Here is a 19163-nt window from a genome sequence, read left to right as displayed (position 1 = left end):
CTGCCACAAGTGCGGCCGTGACCCTGTTGACGCCGTGACAACCGCCCGCGCCTTAAATCCGTTCCCAACTATTCGAATTCCAGGATGATTTCGTCCACAGCGAGACTGTCACCCGGTTTGGCGGCAACTTTTGAAACCCGTCCGCGCTTTTCAGCACGAAGGATATTCTCCATCTTCATCGCCTCGACGGTCGCGAGTGCCTGACCGGCTTCGACATCTTCTCCCTCCTGAACAGAGATGCCTGTGATGACCCCGGGCATGGGGCACAAGAGCAATTTCGATGTATCCGGCGGCAGCTTTTCCGGCATCAGTTGCGCGAGTTCTGCAACGCGAGGGCTACGGACCCGGAAAAGCCCATCAACACCCTGCAGCCGAAGGCGAATGGCTGAAACAGTAAGATCAACCTTAATGGAAAGAACCTCACCATCAACTTTAAACAGGCCGAGTGTCAGCCCCGGCAACCAACTGGTAGAGACTGCCAGCGCCTCATTGTCCTTGAAGCGGGCAACGCCTCCATCGGCGTTTGCCTCAACTCGTACCCGGTGGTTTGACGATACACCAGACGACACGATCCAGTCATTGCCAACGATACGGCGGTGGTTGCCAATGGTCCCGGAAATCTCGACTGCTCGGGCCTGGAGACGCTGATGGATAACAGCTGCTACCGCCGACAATTTTCGCCTCATCGTTTCGTCGGGATCAACCCCGGTGAAACCATCCGGAAACTCCTCGGCGATGAAGCCGGTCGTCAGACGGCCGTCGCGGAAACGCTCGTGCTGCATGACTGCAGAAAGAAACGGCAGGTTATGACCGATGCCTTCGACCTCAAACCGATCCAATGCATCCGCCATTGCATCAATGGCAGTTAGACGATCCGGCGCCCAAGTGCAGAGCTTCGCTATCATCGGATCATAATACATCGAGATTTCACCGCCCTCGAAAACACCGGTGTCGTTGCGGACAACAGTACCGTTGTCCCGAGATCCCTCCTGCGGTGGACGGTATCGGGTCAGCCTGCCGATCGATGGCAGAAAATTACGATAGGGATCTTCCGCATAAAGACGGCTTTCGACCGCCCAGCCGTTTAATCTCACCTCTTCCTGACGGAAGGTCAGTTTTTCTCCGGATGCGACACGGATCATCTGTTCGACCAGATCGATGCCCGTCACAAGCTCGGTAACGGGATGCTCCACCTGGAGACGGGTGTTCATTTCAAGAAAATAGAACTTGTTCGCCTTGCCATCGACGATGAATTCGACAGTCCCGGCAGAGTGATAGCCCACAGCTTTGGCCAGCGCCACAGCCTGCTCACCCATCGCGCGGCGTGTCGTCTCATCCAGAAACGGAGACGGTGCCTCTTCGATGACTTTCTGATTTCGACGCTGGATGGAGCACTCGCGCTCGCCAAGATAGAGCACTGTCCCGTGCTTGTCCCCCAAGACCTGAATTTCGATGTGGCGCGGTTCGGTCACGAACTTTTCAATGAAGATTCGATCATCACCAAAGGAGGCCTTCGCCTCGTTTTTCGAAGACTGGAACCCCTCGCGTGCTTCCGTATCATTCCAGGCGATGCGCATGCCCTTGCCGCCACCACCAGCGGATGCCTTGATCATGACGGGATAACCGATCTCTGTAGCAATTCTCACTGCCTCATCGGCATCCGCGATCAAATCCATATGGCCGGGTACGGTCGAAACACCCGCTTCAGCCGCCAGCTTCTTGGAGGTGATCTTGTCACCCATTGCCTTGATGGCACCGACCGGTGGACCGATAAAGGTCACACCCGCCTTTTCCAGAGCCTCAGCGAATGCAGCATTTTCCGACAAGAACCCGTAGCCTGGATGCACGGCATCTGCGCCGGTTTTCTTGATCGCATCGAGAATTTTCTCAATGACGATATATGACTGAGAAGAGGGCGCCGGTCCGATATGGACCGCCTCATCCGCCATTTTCACATGCAGCGCATTGGCATCGGCATCGGAATAAACCGCAACTGTGGCGATCCCCAGTTTCTTCGCCGTTTTGATAACCCGACAGGCGATTTCGCCTCTATTGGCAATGAGAATTTTCTTGATCATTTGCCGTCGCCTCCCGCGACGTCATTTTCAGTCAATGCGAAATTCGCGACAGGAACCGCATCGGCAAGCCAGACACCATTGTCGGCATGATAAAAACTGTAACCATCGGCATGCATGCGGTCATAATCGACCACCAGAATTACCGTTTTTCCATGTCGCTGCCCAAACTCAAGAACTTGGTGTTTGTCGACATCGAACCGTGGCCCTTGCTGGCGGACAACTACATCAAATCTCGAAAAAGTTCTCGAAAGACTCCGGGAAATTCTGCCGCGCAACACGTTCGTCGATCCTCAGCATTGCCTGGTATGAAAGCGGATCGAAGTTCTTGTCTGCAGCCACGACCTCACGGCCAAACAGCAGGTTGAGGCGGGCGGCATCGAGATTACCGCGCTCGAATGGTTCGGCACCGAAATGATGCCAGAGCGAGTGCAGGAAGGCAGCGTCGATGCGGTGTTCCTTGGTATCGTTGCGTGCCCTTCTCGGAATCATCTTGATAGGCGTCACCCCTTTTGGATTGGCGCGACGTATCGTGAACTGGACGCCCGTGCTCGGCATGCCGGACGGAAATCCCCTATGCTTGGTCATTTCAGGCAGGTTCGCCATGGTCTTTCCCTTTTTCGTCTTCTAGAGCATGTCGCGGTCTTTCAGATTCGCGACATGCTTTCAGCTTTATTTCGTTGCGCGCCGTTCTCGCCTAACCCATCGCACGTTTGCGAGAGGCGCTTTGATCATGCCTTGCCGATCTTGTCCTGCGTCTTCGTATCGAAGTCAGAGGCATCGTGGCGTTCATGCAGTTGCTCTGACGGATCGCCCGAGGTCTTGTTGACCATGGACCCGCGCTTTACCGCAGGGCGTTCGCCAATCTCCAGCGTCCAGCGCATGACGTTCTTGTAGCCGTCCGCTTCAAGGAATGCACCTGCGTCGCCATAGGCCTGACCGAGTGCAATCTTGCCATACCAGGGCCAGACAGCCATGTCGGCGATAGAATAGTCGCTCCCTGCCAGATAGCGGTTTTCAGCCAGATGCCGGTCCAGCACGTCGAGCTGGCGCTTCACTTCCATCGCGTAACGGTCGATGGCGTATTTAATCTTGATCGGCGCATAGGCATAAAAGTGACCAAAACCGCCACCAAGGAATGGTGCAGAGCCCATTTGCCAGAACAGCCAGTTCAAAGCTTCTGTACGGGCTTTGTGTTCCTTAGGCAGGAACGCGTCGAATTTTTCTGCGAGGTAGACCAGAATGGAGCCACTCTCGAACACCCTTGTTGGTTCCGGCGTGGAGTGATCCATCAATGCAGGGATCTTTGAGTTCGGATTGACGCTGACAAAACCGGAGCCGAACTGATCGCCGTCGCCGATCTTGATAAGCCATGCATCGTATTCTGCACCCTTGTGACCTGCAGCCAACACTTCCTCCAGCATGATCCCGACCTTCTGGCCGTTCGGTGTTGCCAGCGAATAAAGCTGCAAGGGGTGCTTGCCGACAGGCAATTCCTTCTCCTGCGTCGGACCGGCGATCGGCCGGTTGATACTGGCAAACGCACCACCATTGCCCTTGTCCCAGGTCCAGACCTTCGGCACCACGTAACCGGCGGGGAAATTATCTGCGGGGGAATTCTCGGCCATGAAATCTGTCCTTGTGCTTTTGAAAGACTGCGCCGGATCAAACCGGACGCCTCAACATCACTATAGTAAGGTTGCCGAAGCGTTTTTAAAGGTCGCCTCCTTCATAGCGGTATCGTGTCGTGTTTCTTCCACCGCGTTTCGACCTGCTTGTTGCGCAAGGCAGCGAAGGCGCGCGCGATGCGACGGCGCGATGAATGCGGCATGATGACTTCGTCAATGAAGCCACGTTCTGCCGCAACAAAGGGATTTGCAAAGCGCTCTTCATATTCTTTGGTGCGGGCAGCAATCTTGTCCGGATCGGCAAGCTCTGAGCGGTAGAGGATTTCAGCAGCCCCCTTTGCGCCCATGACCGCGATTTCTGCTGTCGGCCATGCGTAGTTCACATCGGCACCAATATGTTTCGACGCCATGACATCATAGGCTCCACCGTAAGCCTTGCGGGTAATCAGCGTGACCATTGGTACGGTCGCTTCCGAATAAGCAAAGAGCAACTTAGCGCCGTGTTTGATCACGCCGCCATATTCCTGCGCCGTTCCCGGCAGGAAGCCGGGCACATCGACCAATGTCAGCAGCGGAATGTTGAAGGCATCGCAAAAACGGACAAAGCGTGCTGCCTTGCGGGAACTGTCAATGTCCAGGCAACCGGCAAGCACCATCGGCTGGTTGGCGACAACACCAACCGTCTGGCCTTCGAGACGGATGAAACCGGTGATGATGTTCTTGGCGAAAGCTTCCTGAAGCTCGAAGAAATCGCCCTCATCGGCCAGCGCGTGGATCAACTCCTTCATGTCGTAGGGCTTGTTGGAACTATCCGGGATCAGTGTATCGAGGCGCTCTTCAAGCCGGGCCGGATCGTCGTAAAACGGACGGATCGGCGGCTTGTCGCGATTGTTCAGCGGCAGGAAATCGAAAAGAGCGCGCACAGCTTCCAGCGCCTCGATATCATTTTCATAAGCACCATCAGCAACCGAAGATTTCTTTGTGTGGGTCGATGCACCGCCAAGCTCTTCAGCCGTAACAATCTCATTGGTCACAGTCTTTACTACGTCCGGTCCCGTCACGAACATGTAGGACGTATCACGGACCATGAAAATGAAGTCAGTCATGGCGGGAGAATAGACCGCTCCGCCCGCGCACGGCCCCATGATTACCGAAATCTGCGGCACGACGCCGGAGGCCACGACATTGCGCTTGAACACATCGGCATAACCGCCGAGGGAAGCAACACCTTCCTGGATACGCGCGCCGCCGCTGTCGTTGAGACCTATGACAGGCGCGCCGTTTCGAACCGCCATATCCATGATCTTGCAGATCTTTTGTGCATGCGTTTCGGAAAGCGAGCCACCGAGCACGGTGAAGTCCTGTGAAAAGACGTAAACCTGCCGCCCGTTGATAGTCCCCCAGCCGGTCACAACGCCATCACCAGCGATCTTCTGGTCCGCCATCCCAAAATCCACCGCACGGTGCGTGACGTACATGTCGTATTCTTCGAAGGACCCCTCATCAAGAAGCACCTCGACACGCTCACGGGCAGTAAGTTTGCCCTTGGCATGTTGCGCATCAATGCGTTTCTGGCCGCCTCCCATCCGTGCTTCGGCTCGGCGGGCTTCCAGTTGGTCGATGATGCCTGACATGTTTCCTCCACGCAATTTGCAAGGGTATCAATAGCCGAGAATGAAGCTGCCAAGAAGGCTTGATCGTGTGCGTATGTGTGCAATAAATATTTGCAATATTAAAATTTGCAAAGTTGCAAACATGGCGACAGAAAAACTCTTCATTGGCCGCAAAGTGCGCAGCCTGCGCGAGAACGCCCGCACAACGCAGGCACAGTTTGCAGAGAGGCTCGGCATTTCGGCAAGCTACCTAAACCAGATCGAAAACAACCAGCGCCCGGTTTCAGCGGCTGTCCTCGTTACCTTGGTGGAAAAATTTCAGCTCGACATGACCGAACTTTCGGCGGGCGAGAGTGACCGCCTTGTATCGGCGGTCCGAGAAGCCCTGAAAGACCCTCTCTTCCTCAACTATGAGCCAGGCTTGCAGGAATTGAAGCTGATCGCGCAAAACGCCCCAGGTTTCGCGCACGCATTGTTGCGTGCCCATCAGGCCTATCGCCAGAACAGCGAGCAACTGCTTCGTCTGGATGAAAGCCTGGGACGAGGTGCCTCTCAGGTGGAAACCACGCCATACGAGGAAGTCAGAGACTTCTTTCATTTTGTTGACAACTATGTCGATGAAATCGACACACTTGCCGAGAACCTAGCATATCAGTTGGACATCGACGGCGGCGAGACCTACGGCATCCTTTCCGCGCATCTGCGTGAAAACCATGCCATCCGCATTGAAAGAGCGGATGCAGCCGGCACCCTGATCCGGCGCTTCGATCCGGAACGAAAGACGCTGACGATTAACGCTTATGCACCTATGGCGACGCGCAGCTTTCAGGTGGCGTTGCAGATCGCCCAGCTCGATGCCGGTCACGCAATCGAAAATGTCTTGTCGAATGCTGGTTTCCGGACAACGGAAGCGAAAGAAATCTGTCGCATCGGTCTCCACAACTACTTCGCCGCAGCCCTTGTTTTGCCCTACCGCCACTTCCACCGGGCGGCCCAAGAGCTACGTCACGATCTGGAGCTGCTGTCGGCGCGTTTTGGCGCCAGTCTGGAGCAGGTTGCTCATCGGTTAAGCACGCTGCAGCGGCCAGGGATGAAGGGCGTCCCGATCTTTTTTGCCAAGATCGACCGGGCCGGCAACATCACCAAGCGACACAGTGCGACAAAGTTGCAGTTTGCCCGTTTTGGTGCGGCCTGTCCGCTATGGAACATCCATCAGGCCTTTGAAAGCTCTGACCGCATCGTTCGCCAGCTTGCCGAAACACCGGATGGGGTGCGCTATCTGTCCATCGCAACACAAATCGAGAAAGCAAGCGCCGGTTTCGATGCCGACAGACCACGTTATGCCATCGCACTGGGCTGTGAAATTTCCCATGCGGACAATTTCGTCTACGCCGACACGCTGGATCTCGCCAACACCTCCTCTTTCAAACCCATTGGTGTGTCCTGTCGCGTCTGCGAGCGTGTCGATTGCGTGCAGCGTGCCGTGCCGCCATTGAAGCGCAAACTGCATGTCGACCACCGTTCTCGTGGCCCATTGCCCTATCAGATCGTGGACTACTGACGATCAAGGCAATGGTATCGCATCGCGCCGCATGACACTGGCGTAATATGCCCAGAACAGACGGGCCGCAACTGATCGCCATGGCGTCCAAACCTCGGCACGCTGCATCAGCCATTTTGCCTCCGGCCGGTTCTCCAGCACCAGCGCGTGTCCAACCGCCGCTCTTAGAGCCACATCCCCCACCGGAAAAATATCGGGGTGTCCGCCGCAAAACATCAGATAAACTTCAGCCGTCCAGGGACCGATGCCGCGTAAAGCTGTCAGTTGTGCAAGTGCGTCAGGTGCCTCTATCCGACTGACCGCCTGTAGATCGATCTCCCCGGTTATGACAGCCTTGGCCAAACCTTCCAACGTGCGCGCCTTGGCGCCTGAAAGGCCAAAACCGGCACGCAGCTCCGACGAGACAGCAAGATAGTTCTCCGCAGTGACTTTACCCGTTCCCGCGACAATCCGGCCCCATATTGCGTTGGCACTGGCACGGGACACCATTTGTGACACGACGATATGGGCCAGACCCGCAAAACCTGGTTCAGCAAGACGCAGTTCCAGAGACCCGGCTTTTTCGACAACCGGCTGGAGATGTGGATCGAGACGCACAAGATGATCAAGACCTTCGCTGATCTCGTCGATACCCCTGATAATCTTCATTTACGCCTACCATGACTGCGCCTATTTCAAGCCGGATGGCGAAGCGCTACAAAACATGGCAGAAGAAACCATGCCTTCGCCCGCCCGTCAAAAGCCTGTTTATCGTTTTGCACCGAGCCCAAACGGTCCCTTGCATCTGGGACATGCCTTCTCCGCATTCCTGAACCACGATATGGCTCTGGAAGCTGGGGGACGCTTTCTGCTGCGTATCGAGGATATCGACCGGACGCGCTGCACACCGGATTTCGAAGAAGCGATCTACGACGATCTCCATTGGCTTGGACTTGACTGGGAGCAGCCGGTTCGCCGCCAATCCGAGCACTTCGACGAGTATCGCCGTGCACTTGAGAACCTGATAAACGCAGGTTTGGCCTACCCGGCGTTTTTAAGTCGCGGCGAAACGAAGGCGCTCGTCAGGGCTCATGAAGAGGATGGCAAAATCTGGCCGCGCGATCCTGATGGTGCGCCACACTATCCATCGATCGACAGGGAGCGATCAACGAGCGACCGCGCCGCACTACTCTCGTCGGGAAGACAGTTTGCCTGGCGGATGGATATGAAAAAGGCAATAGAAACAGCGGGCGCTTCGCTCTTCTGGCGAGAAAGCGGTGATGGTGAAACGGGAGAAATTGCGGTTGATCCTGCGATCTGGGGCGACATCATTCTGTCTCGCTCCGATGCGCCGTCGAGCTATCACCTCTCCGTTGTGCTGGACGATGCACTGCAAGGGATTACCCATGTTGTAAGAGGCATGGACCTATTTTTTGCGACCGCCATCCACCGGCTGCTGCAGCAATTGCTTGATCTGCCCGCCCCACTCTATCATCACCACCGGCTGATCCTGGGAACTGACGGACGCAAGCTTTCGAAAAGTGAAGGCAGCACTGGTCTTGCCGCACTCAAAACAGCAGGCGCTACCGCTGCAGATGTTCGCCGTCTCATAGGTCTCGACTGATCCACGGTATGATGGTGATGAGAATGTCGTCTGCCGACCTGACTGATGCACAGCGTGACGACGATAGCAGCAGACGGCAACATGCTCACCCTTGATCGGGATTTCCCGCCCGTGAAAAGCAGTTCCTCATTGCGAAAAATCAACAAAAGAACATTCCGCAGATTGCCAGGAAAATAGAATATAAAATCGATAGATTTATCAGTTTTCCTCATAGGATCGGCAAACCATTAACGACGGATTTTGCCGATGACGCCTTATCGAAAAATTATTGCCCTAAGCCTTGGCCTCCTGGCTGCCTCCGCCCTGACATCGCAAAGCAGCGCGGCTGATCAACCTGTCAAAGGCGGAACACTTGTCTATCTTGAGCAACAGGCACACACCAATCTCTACCCACCAGCCGGCGGTTTTTATCCGAATGGCGGTATTCTCAACCAGATCACCGACAAGCTGACCTATCAGAATCCCAAAACGCTCGAGATTGAGCCATGGCTGGCCGAAACCTGGCAAGTCAATGATAATGCAACGGAATACACATTCAAACTACGCCCGGGAATTACCTTTTCTGATGGTACCCCACTTGACGCTGCGGCGGTCGCCAAGAACTTCGACACCTTCGGACTGGGCAACAAGGCGCTCAAACAGCCTGTCTCCGAAGTCGTCAACAATTATGATCGCAGCGAAGTCATCGATCCACTGACAGTGAAGTTCCATTTCAAGAAGCCCTCACCTGGCTTCCTTCAGGGTACATCCGTCATTGGCTCCGGCATCGTGTCGCTCAAGACACTTGAGCTTCCCTTTGAACAGCTTGGCGACGCAACCAAGATCATCGGCTCAGGTCCTTTCGTTGTTTCGGGTGAGACGCTTGGCAAGTCGCTCGATCTCAAAGCACGCGAGGACTACAACTGGGGACCTGCGAAGCTTGATCATCAGGGCCGCGCCTATCTCGATGGTATCAAGTACATCATCACCGGAGAAGACAGCGTTCGTATCGGCGCGCTTCTTGCCGGACAGGCCGATTATATTCGCCAGATCCAGGCCTATGATGAGCCTCAGGTGGAAACCCAAGGCTTCAATATCTACGCCCCCGGCACGCGCGGCGTGAACAACTCCATTGTTTTCCGCGCCGACAACCCGCTTGTTGCCGACCTCCGTGTCCGCCAGGGTCTGTCTCTCGCCGTCAATCGCGACGAGATCATCTCCACGATCTTTTCAAAGAATTATCCAAAAGCCACTTCGATCCTAGCATCGAGTGCCATCGGTTATGTACCGCAGACCGACAAGCTTCAGTACGACCCCGAAAAGGCTAAGGCCCTCCTGGACGAGGCAGGCTACAAGCTCGGACCAGATGGCATTCGTGCCAAGGATGGCCAGCAGCTTGTCCTGACAGGATACGAGTCTCTGCCACAACCTCAGAGCCGGGCGACGCTGCAATTGATTGCACAGCAGTGGGCGAAAATCGGCGTCAAATTCAACGTGCTCGCGGGCGATGCCGGCAGCAAGACGGTCGATGAACTCGATCCGGCAAAAACACCTGTTGCTGTGGCCATGGTGGGTCGCGCCGATCCGGATGTGGTCAAAAGCCAGTATTACCCGACCAACCGAAATCTGCTGCTGCAAAAGGGCGGGACCAGCGACAAGGTAAAATCCTTCTCAGACGACAAGCTGAATGCCATTCTCGATGACATTGCCTCTGAACCCAATCGCGAGAAACGCCTGAACGCCGTCAAAGATGCTCAGGCATATGTGCTGGAGCAGGCTTACGCGGTGCCGCTTTTTGAGGAACCACAGGCATTCGCCGGTGCCCCTTATGTCAAGGGCGTTGCGTTCGAAGCCGTCGGTCGGCCTTCTTTCTACAGCACCTGGCTCGACAAGTAAGCCTTTCAGGGGCGGCGCTCACGCCGTCCCGTTTTCCGGAGACGCAATATGACAAGATATGTCGTCGGAAGGGTCGGCCAGGCGCTGCTCGTACTCTGGGCCGCATTCACGCTGTCTTTCATTCTGCTGCAGGCGATGCCTGGCGACGCCGTTCTGATCAAATTTCTGAACCCAGAGTTTGGGCTCAGCGCCGATCAGATCCGCGAGATCAGAGAATCCTACGCGGTCGATTCCAGTGTGTTCGTGCAGTATTTCAGTACGCTCACCAACTTCCTGAAGGGTGATTTCGGGTACTCTCTCCAGGCAGGAGTATCCGTCTCAGCACAACTTGCAACCAATCTTCCGCCGACATTGAAACTGGCCGGTCTTGGTTTCGCCGCCGCGGTTCTTTTGGCTGTGCTGATCGCAATCCTTTCGTCAATGGCGCCCTTCGCCTGGCTGCGAAATGCGATCCAGTCGGTACCGGCGCTGTTCATTTCGATACCGGTGTTCTGGCTGGCGATCATGCTCATCCAGATCTTTTCCTTCAGGCTGAAGCTGGTCTCGGTCATCAACCCTGGCCCCTGGGAAAGCCTGGCTTTGCCGGTCGCCACTCTTGCTGTACCGATCGCGGCTCCACTCGCGCAGATCCTCATCCGCAACATCGACGAAATTCGCACACGTCCATTCGTATCGGTGGCCCGCGCCAAGGGCGCGAGCGAAAGCCGTCTGCTCTGGAAGCACGTTGCCCGAAATGCGCTGCTACCGACCCTCACAATTGCCGGCGTTCTGTTCGGCGAGTTGCTTGCCGGCGCAGTTGTTACAGAAACAGTCTTTGGGCTGAACGGCATTGGCGGACTAACGGAAAAAGCTGTCAGCAATCAGGACCTCTCTGTTCTTCAGGCTGTCGTCGTGATTTCGGCAGCCGCCTTCGTCGCCATCAACCTCGCTGTGGATCTTGCCTACCCACTTCTCGACCCGCGCCTGAGAACCACGAACGGAAACAGCAAATGACCACTGCCGATAACTACGACGTCATTCCGAAGGCAGCGGCAAATCAAACCGGTCGCGGGCAAATAAGCCTGACCAGCAGGTTGGTACGTTTCCCCATCAGCCTGGCGCTTGCATGGTTTGTAATCGGTCTCGTTCTTCTCTGGACCGTCGCGCCGGGCTTGTTCACCTCTTACGATCCGTTGCTCGGGGTTCCCGGCGGGCAGTTGAAAGCACCGTCTGCCGTCCATCTCCTCGGGACGGATTCACTTGGCCGCGACCTTTTTGCCCGCATCGTCTACGGTGCCGTCAACTCGCTCTCCGGTGCGATAGCAGCCGTGGGTGTCGGTCTTGTTGCAGGGACAGTGCTCGGCCTTCTTGCCGGATCGGTTCGCGGACTGTTTGACGAAATACTGATGCGATTTGTCGACGTCTTGCTGTCGATCCCGACGCTGCTGCTGTCACTCAGCATCATCATTCTGCTCGGCTTCGGAACCATGAACGCGGCGATCGCCGTTGGTGCCACAGCCATCGCCGGCTTTGCGCGCCTGATGCGCTCGGAAGTCATCAGGGTCCGCGGCGCGGAATATGTAGAGGCGGCATTCGGTAGCGGCGGCACGTTTGGCAAGGTCCTTTGGCGACATATCCTGCCGAATTCCCTCACGTCAGTCGTCGCCTACACGGCCGTTCAATTCGGTTGGGCAATCCTGCAGATTTCGACACTCGGTTTCCTTGGCTACGGTGCTCCCCCTCCCACACCCGAATGGGGCTTGTTGATAGCGGAAGGGCGCAATTACCTGGCGACCGCCTGGTGGTTGACTGCAGCGCCCGGCCTCATCGTCGTCGCGGTCGTTCTTTCCGCCAATCGTATCAGCCAATCTATCGGAAAGAAGGCGCCATGAGCATTCCTGTGCCTGAAACCGTCGTTGCGACAGCAGCGGCACCCATCCTCGATGTCCGGGATCTCCAGATATCTTATGCCGGTCCCTCCGATCGTACGACTGTGGTCCATGGTGTCTCTTTCAGTGTCAATCCTGGCGAAGTCGTTGCCCTGGTCGGGGAAAGTGGCTCCGGCAAGACATCGACCGCACAGGCTGTCATCGGTTTGCTTGCCGATAACGGTCGCGTCGAAGCCGGATCCATCCGCATCAATGGAGAAGAGATATCCCACTGGAATGCAAAACGGCTGAGAAACATCCGGGGCACGGTGGTGAGCCTTGTACCTCAGGACCCGGGCAACTCACTCAACCCGGTCTTGACCATCGGCGAGCAGGTCCGCGAGATGCTCAGTATTCATGGACGGATCTCACGCCGGGAAGCAGACAAGCGCGTCATCGAATTGCTGACCCAGGTCGGTCTTTCTGATCCCGCATTGCGAACAAGGCAATATCCGCACGAGTTGTCCGGCGGCATGAAACAGCGCGTGCTGATCGCCATCGCTGTCGCGCTCAGGCCCGCACTCATTATCGCCGATGAACCGACGTCAGCACTGGATGTCACGGTCCAAAAGCGCATTCTTGACCTCATCGACGATCTTCGTCGCGAGTATGGAACGGCTCTGTTGCTGGTGACACATGATCTCGGCGTCGCTGCAGATCGCTCCGACAGGATTGTGGTTCTACAGGGCGGGCGAATTCAGGAGCAGGGTGTGACAAAGGAGGTTCTGTCAGCACCACGCAGTGCATACACACGCAAGCTTCTGTCGGACGCACCGGCACTCTCATCTGTGCCGGGCCGTTCCCCGGTGCCGTCGCAACAACCGGCAATCGTTACAGTCACGGACCTCATCCAGACTTTCGGTCTGACGGGAAACAGAAATTTCCGCGCCGTTGACGGCGTTTCTTTCAGCGTCGCACGCGGCACGACACATGCCATTGTCGGCGAATCCGGCTCGGGCAAAACAACGACGATCCGAACGATCGCCGGCTTTCAGAAGCCAAGCGGCGGCGATGTGCAGATCGCCGGCATCGATATTGCGAGCCTTCGTTCCGAAGCGCTGCGGCAGCTAAGACGCAAGGTCCAGCTCGTCTATCAAAATCCCTGGGCGTCACTGGATCCGCGTCAGACCATTCGGGCGATTGTCGAGGAGCCGCTACTGAATTTCGATAAGATACCGCGCGATGAGCGAGACATCCGTGTCAGAGCGATCATCGAGAAGGTAGGACTTCCCGCGGATGTTCTATCAAGATTTCCCCACGCTCTATCCGGCGGGCAACGTCAGCGTGTGGCAATTGCTCGCGCTCTGATCCTGGAACCAGAAGTGGTCATTCTCGATGAGGCCGTCTCCGCTCTGGATGTAACGGTTCAGGCACAAATTCTGAATCTCCTGGCTGAACTGCAAAGAGATCTGGGCCTGACCTATGTTTTTGTGTCCCACGATCTCGCCGTTGTACGGCAGATCGCCGACACGGTCTCCGTTCTTCATAACGGCAAACAGGTGGACTACGGGCCAGTGGAAAATGTGTTTTCCAATCCGTCCAGCGCCTACACGCGCGAACTTATCGAAGCGATCCCCGGAAAGGCGCTTCATTTGACTGCCGCAAGCCGGCAAACAGCCGCAGCAGGATTGCACTCATGACCAATCAGATACCCACCAGCAAACGCCTGGGATTTTTCACGCGCCTTCTCGATGATGTACCCGCTGGCGAACGTTACCGGTTGGCGACGGAGCAGATCGTCCACGCCGAAACACACGGTTATGACAGTGCATGGATCGCACAGCACCACTTCCATGCCGATGAAGGCGGCCTTCCCTCTCCCACCGTCTTTCTTGCCCATGTCGCGGCTAAAACCTCGTCGATCCGACTTGGAACGGGCGTGATTACCCTGCCAATGGAGAACGCTCTCCGGGTCGCAGAAGACACGGCGGTTCTGGACCTCCTATCCAACGGGCGGCTTGAGGTCGGGTTCGGGACAGGCGGAACGCGGGAATCCTTCGAAGCCTTTGGAATTGATCCGGACAAGAAGGGTGAAGTTTACGCGGAAAAGCTGGCAACCCTCTATGACGCCTGGCAGGGAAAACCGCTCAAGGGCGAAAATCATCTCTATCCTGTTGTCCCTGAACTTTTGAACCGTGTCTGGCTTGCAACCTTCTCCACATCTGGAGCGCAGCTCGCTGGTCGCAGCGGACATGGATTGATGCTGTCGCGGACGCAGCCTCGGCCGGTCGGCTTTCCCGATGCAAAGCTTGATGACATCCAAAACCCCATCATAGACGCCTATTTGTCGTCCTTGCCGCAAAGCGCTGCTCCCCGAATTCTTGGCTCCCGCAGCCTCTTTGTTGCGGATGACCGCCGGCGCGCCCTCGACCTCGCGGAGATCGGCCTTCGACGTGTGGCCGATCGTTTTGCCGCGGCCGGCCACAAGATTCCCGGCAGCACAATCGAAGATCTTACGAGGGCGCTGGATACGCACGTTGGTACGCCTGATGACGTGATCGCGTCGCTGAAGGCGGACAGTGCGCTAGCACGTGTGACCGACATTACCTTCCAGGTGCATTCGGTTGACCCTCCGCACGCGGATATTCTTCGCTCCATCGAATTGATTGCCGCCGAAGTCGCACCGGCACTCGGCTGGACCCGTTCCTCAACACCTCATCTGATCGCTGCTCAATAGACGGAAAGAGACACTCCATGACCGAAACCATAGACATCATCGATCATCTCCTGGGCATTAAACCAGGTTCGCGCGGCGATACGCTGCGCAACCGGCGACCTATCACCAAGGAGAATGCACAAAGAAGCTGGCTAGCGCTCTTTTCTCCGAAAGATGAAAGCGAGGTATCGCTGACCGAACGCTTCGCCATAGCCACGTTTGTCGCCGCCTTGCATGGTGAGTGGAAGGTTGCCGAATTCTACGCCGGAAAGCTCTCCCAGACAGAGACGGGTGCAACATTGTTGCCTTTGGTGAAGGCGGCCGCAGATACCATCAAGGCAAGCGGTCCTTACGGCCATTATCCGTCCGGACCGTTGAGCCAGGAGGATGTCGCAGGACCAACACTGCATCTGTCGGATGTTGAACGCAAGGCACTCACCCCCCGGCTGGCGGCAGCTCTCGAACATGCACATCTGCTCGTCCTTCATCCTCGCGATGCAGAGCCGGCGCATCTGCAAAAACTCCTGTCTGCCGGCTGGAGTGCTACCGGTGTCGTCACCCTGTCGCAGCTTGTTTCTTTTCTCGCTTTCCAGATCCGCGTCGTCGCGGGCCTCAAGGTTCTGGCCGCCTAACGGAGATCATCATGACCAACAGCATCATCGAGCCGATCGTCGAAACACCACCTGTCGCCTTTACACGTGACAATATTGGCTGGACACCATGGCTGCCGCCGCTCAAGGAAACTGAACTGACAGACCGCGACTACGAAGCGCTGGTCGATCGCGCTCGTGCCAAATCGCCCTACTTTGCCCTTCTGGTGCGTGATCCGGATATTCTGGAAGCCCGGACGAAGACTGACAACGACATTTTCTACAACACGAAGGACGGTCTTCCTCGCGCCGAGCGCGAGTTGGCCGCCACCGCCGCCTCGCGTTCCAATGGCTGCATCTTCTGCGCATCTGTCCATGCCCGTTTTGCCGCTCACTTTTCGAAGCGTGAAGCAGATATCCAGAAACTTCTCGACGACGGCATCACTGCTGATCTCGGAGAGCGTTGGAATGCCATCATAGCGGCCTCCGTAGCCCTGACATCCACGCCTCCGTCTTTCGCTGAAGACCATGTCAACCGCCTGCGGCAAGCGGGACTGTCGGACGAGGAAATCTCCGACGTGGTGCATGGCGCTGCGTTCTTCAACTGGGCAAACCGCCTGATGCTGTCGATCGGCGAACCAACACCCGCACCACAAGCCTGAGAACCAAGACCATGCCCCATCCCGTACTCGGCGTAGACCATGCCTATCTGCTGGTCGATGATCTGAACGCAAGTTCCGAGGTCTATCGAAAACTCGGTTTTACACTGTCTCCACGCGGGCTCCACAGTCCGCAGAAGGGAACGGCAAATCATACGATCATATTTGCGGATGACTATTTCGAACTTCTCGGCATTGTCAGGGAGACGGATCAAAATCTTCCGCAACGGCAAATGCTGGCGCGGGACGGGGAAGGTCTGAAGGCGATCGCCAACCGCACTGAGAGCGCCGATGCCGCCAAGCAGGCATTGGCCGAACTGGGCTTGGCAACGGGAGATGTCAGTGCCTTCTCCCGCCCCCTGCCCCTACCCGGCGGTGGCGAAGGGCTTGCCAGTTTCAGAACCCTGAGCTTCGAGCCTGATGGCGTGCCGCTCGGACACTTTTTCCTTTGCCAGCATGAAACGCCTCATCTTGTCTGGCGAAAGGAATTGCAGCAGCACGACAATGGTGCCATCTCCATTGCGGGGATCATCGGCATTCACGAAGATCCGCAGGCGACCGCGGAAACCTATGCCCGGTTCTACGCCAATGGAAGCGTATCTGCGGCAGAGGGTGGATTCAGTGTCAAAACAGGGGAAAAATCCGCCCCCTTGCTTTTCGTCAACGCAGACACCGCGCTAGCGCTTTACCCATCCCTTGCACCCCGGGAAAACGACACCAACCGTCTGCTCGCGCTGCGCATCTCCGTCTCGGACATCGAACGCGTCAAAAACGTTCTGGCCGATAATGACGTCGCGTATTCGGTTACAGAAGGCGGCAACATTGTTGTTGCGCCAGGTGACGCCAGCGGAACCATCATCGAATTTGTCGTGTGAGGGTCAATCTGCTGGTGTGCTTCGAGCAGGAGTCGCCAGCCCCTGATCACCTTACTGCCTGGACAGAGAATGAACTCACTATCAAGACGCAAACATCCACGCCACGACGCATGGTTCTCCGAGCTTTCTCTTGGTTCAAGCAGTTGGAGCCGTCTTCCAGGCAGAGACGGCGACCAAACATCGCAGAACATCGTCGAGAAAGCCTGGCAGGCAGGTATCAGATACTTCGATACCGCTCCCTATTATGGGAGCGGACTTTGTGAGCGCCGACTTGGCGCCGGCTTGGCCTGGAAAGACCGCTCCGACTATCTTCTATCAAGCAAGGTCGGTGTCGATCTCGATCCTTTTGGTCGTGGCACAGCGGTGACCCGCCACTACCCTTATCATGCGAACTTCCAGCCGGTTTGCGATTACAGCCATGACGCTATCTGGCACTCGTTCGAGACCTCGCTTCACAGACTGGGTTTGCCTCTTGTCGATATTGCCTACATGCACGGCCTGTCGATTTGCCCGGGAGGGTTGGAGGCTGCGCTTGAAACGGGCATGCCTGCCCTGCTCGACCTCCGCGAAGCGGGACATGTCCGGATGGTCGGGGTCGGCGCAAACACTCCGGCAATCGCCATGGCCTTCATTGAGCGTTTCGATATCGATGTCCTGTTGTTTGCGGGCGGTTTTTCTCTTCTCGATCACAGCCTCGCTCAGCCTGTCATCAACGCCTGTGAGAGCCGTGGCATTGGGATCATTGCTGCCTCGCCCTTTTCCAGTGGCCAGTATTTTGCAGAAACGAATACCGGTTTTCGCCAAGCGTTGCAGGCCGTGTGTGAAAACTTCAACATTTCGGAAAATGCGGCTCTTCTGCAGTTCGGTCGTCGCTATCCTTCTGTTCTTTCCGTACTTTGGTCGACAACCCAGCCGGTCAATGTCGACCGCACCGTTGAAGCCTTCAACGAGACCATTCCAGAAGCGTTCTGGAACGCCCTCACTGAGGCCACTATCCTGAAATTCTAAGCGCAAAGCCTATCCAAAAGACGTATGCGCCTTGGAACTCTGTTGGCCTCGCTGGTCAGCGGTGGAGAGTGTCCATCCGAGATCCGGCGCGATTTTCTCTGCAAAATCACTGATAATCTGCAGATATTCCTCAATTGCGAACTCGTAGGGCAATTCGAGGCGAAGTTCATTGGCCTCGGCGAGCACAGGATCGGCAAGGAGCTGCTCAATTATTTCACTCGCGCTGCCGACAAGGTCGCGTCCAAACAACGTCCGGCGCGGCCCCTGCGGCGAAAGCGTGCGCTCATGACGACCAGCCGCGTAAGATTGGTATTTTCGACGCGTGGAGGGATCGGCGCTATCGGTCGGCAAGATGACACGGCCGACCGCAACGCGAGGAAACCGGCCTTCCGGAAGTGCAAGCCGATATGCCTGCAGTTGCATCGTCTGCGCCTCAAAAAGATCGTCGGACACATCACCCGATGTCAGGCTGCCGATCAAGAGGTTTAGCCCTACCTTTCCTGCCCACTCGCAGGACTTGAGAGAACCGCCACCATACCAGACCCTGTCCCGTAAACCCCTCGCGTATGGTTGCAGCCTCGCCCGCTGGCGATTGCCGGGCGAAACCACATAGGTCTCGCCGTCTCCAATGAATTCGCCGGAAAGATTGGCGAGCAGGCGCTCGACACGCCCATAGGAAAAATCAAAACTCCGCCAATCCCCATCGAAGACCAGCGGGGCAACGAGTTCTGCATGTAGGGGAGGTCCAGCACTGACACCAACATTCAACCGACCACCAGACAGGCTGTCTGCCATGGAGAGATCTTCTGCCAGGCGAAAAGGGCTCTCGTAGCCCATCTGAATGACGGCGGAGCCGAGTTCGATCCGTGTGGTCCGCTGGCTGGCCGCAGCCAGAAACACAGCCGCAGACGAAATTCCATGTTCGAGATGACGTTGGCGCACCCAGGCACTGTCGTAGCCGAGCGCTTCGCCCGCCTCAAACAGCTTGAGGGTCGCCTCCAGACCCGATGCCGGATCGTGGTCCGGATAATTTCCCGGCGTCAAAAAACCAATGCGCCGGATAGCAATTGCGCGTGATGCCATGTCTCGGATCTTTCAGCCGTTATCGGTTAA

Annotated in this window: 18 protein-coding genes; 11 read left to right on the top strand and 7 right to left on the bottom strand. The window is 56.5% G+C overall.

The annotated features are described in order from the left end of the window. Positions 1-68: 68 nt before the first annotated feature. From FY156_25315 to FY156_25295, 5 genes are all read right to left on the bottom strand, one after another. Positions 69-2078: an acetyl/propionyl/methylcrotonyl-CoA carboxylase subunit alpha gene (locus FY156_25315; GenBank protein ID UXS04770.1), complete on the bottom strand. Its 2010-nt coding sequence runs from the start codon at positions 2076-2078 to the stop codon at positions 69-71. Continuing rightward, a complete protein-coding gene (locus FY156_25310; protein UXS04769.1) occupies positions 2075-2356 on the bottom strand; it encodes a hypothetical protein in 282 nt (93 codons plus the stop codon). The genes FY156_25315 and FY156_25310 overlap by 4 nt, the downstream gene beginning before the upstream one ends. Then, on the bottom strand, positions 2304-2681 hold the full coding sequence (locus tag FY156_25305; protein UXS04768.1) for a hypothetical protein: 378 nt from the start codon (positions 2679-2681) through the stop codon (positions 2304-2306). Before FY156_25305 ends, FY156_25310 begins: the two co-directional genes overlap by 53 nt. A 125-nt stretch (positions 2682-2806) precedes the next feature. After that, positions 2807-3703, bottom strand: coding sequence for a glutathione-dependent disulfide-bond oxidoreductase (gene yghU, locus FY156_25300; GenBank protein UXS04767.1), 897 nt, complete (start codon positions 3701-3703; stop codon positions 2807-2809). 101 nt (positions 3704-3804) lie between these two features. Next, a complete protein-coding gene (locus FY156_25295; GenBank protein UXS04766.1) occupies positions 3805-5337 on the bottom strand; it encodes an acyl-CoA carboxylase subunit beta in 1533 nt (510 codons plus the stop codon). 121 nt (positions 5338-5458) lie between these two features. Between FY156_25295 and FY156_25290 the strand changes: the two genes are divergently transcribed. Then, positions 5459-6877, top strand: a complete 1419-nt coding sequence (locus tag FY156_25290) for an XRE family transcriptional regulator (protein UXS04765.1) — start codon at positions 5459-5461, stop codon at positions 6875-6877. 3 nt (positions 6878-6880) lie between these two features. Here the strand turns inward: FY156_25290 and FY156_25285 are convergent, their stop codons facing one another. Next, positions 6881-7525: a DNA-3-methyladenine glycosylase 2 family protein gene (locus FY156_25285; GenBank protein ID UXS04764.1), complete on the bottom strand. Its 645-nt coding sequence runs from the start codon at positions 7523-7525 to the stop codon at positions 6881-6883. 55 nt (positions 7526-7580) lie between these two features. Between FY156_25285 and FY156_25280 the strand changes: the two genes are divergently transcribed. The 10 genes from FY156_25280 to FY156_25235 all read left to right on the top strand — a co-directional run bounded on the left by FY156_25280 (position 7581) and on the right by FY156_25235 (position 18050). Next, positions 7581-8480: a tRNA glutamyl-Q(34) synthetase GluQRS gene (locus tag FY156_25280; protein ID UXS04763.1), complete on the top strand. Its 900-nt coding sequence runs from the start codon at positions 7581-7583 to the stop codon at positions 8478-8480. A gap of 246 nt (positions 8481-8726) precedes the next feature. After that, positions 8727-10355 carry a TIGR04028 family ABC transporter substrate-binding protein gene (locus tag FY156_25275; GenBank protein ID UXS04762.1) on the top strand — a complete coding sequence of 543 codons (1629 nt, stop codon included), beginning with the start codon at positions 8727-8729 and terminating at the stop codon, positions 10353-10355. A gap of 48 nt (positions 10356-10403) precedes the next feature. Then, positions 10404-11348, top strand: coding sequence for an ABC transporter permease (locus FY156_25270; protein ID UXS04761.1), 945 nt, complete (start codon positions 10404-10406; stop codon positions 11346-11348). Then, positions 11345-12226 (top strand): ABC transporter permease, encoded by an 882-nt coding sequence (locus tag FY156_25265; GenBank protein ID UXS04760.1) that lies wholly within the window; start codon positions 11345-11347, stop codon positions 12224-12226. Before FY156_25270 ends, FY156_25265 begins: the two co-directional genes overlap by 4 nt. Further along, the gene (locus FY156_25260) at positions 12223-13902 is read left to right on the top strand and encodes an ABC transporter ATP-binding protein (protein ID UXS04759.1); all 1680 of its coding nucleotides are present in this window, start codon (positions 12223-12225) and stop codon (positions 13900-13902) included. The genes FY156_25265 and FY156_25260 overlap by 4 nt, the downstream gene beginning before the upstream one ends. Continuing rightward, entirely contained in the window at positions 13899-14939 is a 1041-nt protein-coding gene (locus FY156_25255) for a putative FMN-dependent luciferase-like monooxygenase (protein ID UXS04758.1), read from the top strand. The genes FY156_25260 and FY156_25255 overlap by 4 nt, the downstream gene beginning before the upstream one ends. 17 nt (positions 14940-14956) lie before the next feature. Beyond that, complete coding sequence (locus FY156_25250) at positions 14957-15550, top strand: CMD domain protein (protein ID UXS04757.1); 594 nt, start codon at positions 14957-14959, stop codon at positions 15548-15550. Between the two features lie 11 nt (positions 15551-15561). Next, positions 15562-16170, top strand: coding sequence for an alkylhydroperoxidase domain protein (locus FY156_25245; protein ID UXS04756.1), 609 nt, complete (start codon positions 15562-15564; stop codon positions 16168-16170). Between the two features lie 11 nt (positions 16171-16181). Further along, positions 16182-17042, top strand: a complete 861-nt coding sequence (locus tag FY156_25240) for a VOC family protein (protein ID UXS04755.1) — start codon at positions 16182-16184, stop codon at positions 17040-17042. A gap of 69 nt (positions 17043-17111) precedes the next feature. Next, complete coding sequence (locus FY156_25235) at positions 17112-18050, top strand: aldo/keto reductase (protein UXS04754.1); 939 nt, start codon at positions 17112-17114, stop codon at positions 18048-18050. A 9-nt stretch (positions 18051-18059) separates the two neighbouring features. On the opposite strand, the gene FY156_25230 is transcribed toward FY156_25235, so the two are convergent. Next, positions 18060-19133, bottom strand: coding sequence for an LLM class flavin-dependent oxidoreductase (locus FY156_25230; protein UXS04753.1), 1074 nt, complete (start codon positions 19131-19133; stop codon positions 18060-18062). Between the last annotated feature and the right edge of the window lie 30 nt (positions 19134-19163).

Source organism: Agrobacterium tumefaciens, assembly GCA_025559845.1.
Classification (GTDB): domain Bacteria; phylum Pseudomonadota; class Alphaproteobacteria; order Rhizobiales; family Rhizobiaceae; genus Agrobacterium.
This window is presented reverse-complemented; position numbering and strand designations above follow the sequence as displayed.

Excerpts from the sequence above, each read along its gene's own strand:
- FY156_25315 (UXS04770.1), bottom strand. The coding sequence starts at position 2,078 with ATGATCAAGAAAATTCTCATTGCCAATAGAGGCGAAATCGCCTGTCGG.
- FY156_25305 (UXS04768.1), bottom strand. The coding sequence starts at position 2,681 with ATGGCGAACCTGCCTGAAATGACCAAGCATAGGGGATTTCCGTCCGGC.
- yghU (UXS04767.1), bottom strand. The coding sequence starts at position 3,703 with ATGGCCGAGAATTCCCCCGCAGATAATTTCCCCGCCGGTTACGTGGTG.
- FY156_25295 (UXS04766.1), bottom strand. The coding sequence starts at position 5,337 with ATGTCAGGCATCATCGACCAACTGGAAGCCCGCCGAGCCGAAGCACGG.
- FY156_25290 (UXS04765.1), top strand. The coding sequence starts at position 5,459 with ATGGCGACAGAAAAACTCTTCATTGGCCGCAAAGTGCGCAGCCTGCGC.
- FY156_25285 (UXS04764.1), bottom strand. The coding sequence starts at position 7,525 with ATGAAGATTATCAGGGGTATCGACGAGATCAGCGAAGGTCTTGATCAT.
- FY156_25280 (UXS04763.1), top strand. The coding sequence starts at position 7,581 with ATGGCAGAAGAAACCATGCCTTCGCCCGCCCGTCAAAAGCCTGTTTAT.
- FY156_25275 (UXS04762.1), top strand. The coding sequence starts at position 8,727 with ATGACGCCTTATCGAAAAATTATTGCCCTAAGCCTTGGCCTCCTGGCT.
- FY156_25270 (UXS04761.1), top strand. The coding sequence starts at position 10,404 with ATGACAAGATATGTCGTCGGAAGGGTCGGCCAGGCGCTGCTCGTACTC.
- FY156_25265 (UXS04760.1), top strand. The coding sequence starts at position 11,345 with ATGACCACTGCCGATAACTACGACGTCATTCCGAAGGCAGCGGCAAAT.
- FY156_25260 (UXS04759.1), top strand. The coding sequence starts at position 12,223 with ATGAGCATTCCTGTGCCTGAAACCGTCGTTGCGACAGCAGCGGCACCC.
- FY156_25255 (UXS04758.1), top strand. The coding sequence starts at position 13,899 with ATGACCAATCAGATACCCACCAGCAAACGCCTGGGATTTTTCACGCGC.
- FY156_25250 (UXS04757.1), top strand. The coding sequence starts at position 14,957 with ATGACCGAAACCATAGACATCATCGATCATCTCCTGGGCATTAAACCA.
- FY156_25245 (UXS04756.1), top strand. The coding sequence starts at position 15,562 with ATGACCAACAGCATCATCGAGCCGATCGTCGAAACACCACCTGTCGCC.
- FY156_25240 (UXS04755.1), top strand. The coding sequence starts at position 16,182 with ATGCCCCATCCCGTACTCGGCGTAGACCATGCCTATCTGCTGGTCGAT.
- FY156_25235 (UXS04754.1), top strand. The coding sequence starts at position 17,112 with ATGAACTCACTATCAAGACGCAAACATCCACGCCACGACGCATGGTTC.
- FY156_25230 (UXS04753.1), bottom strand. The coding sequence starts at position 19,133 with ATGGCATCACGCGCAATTGCTATCCGGCGCATTGGTTTTTTGACGCCG.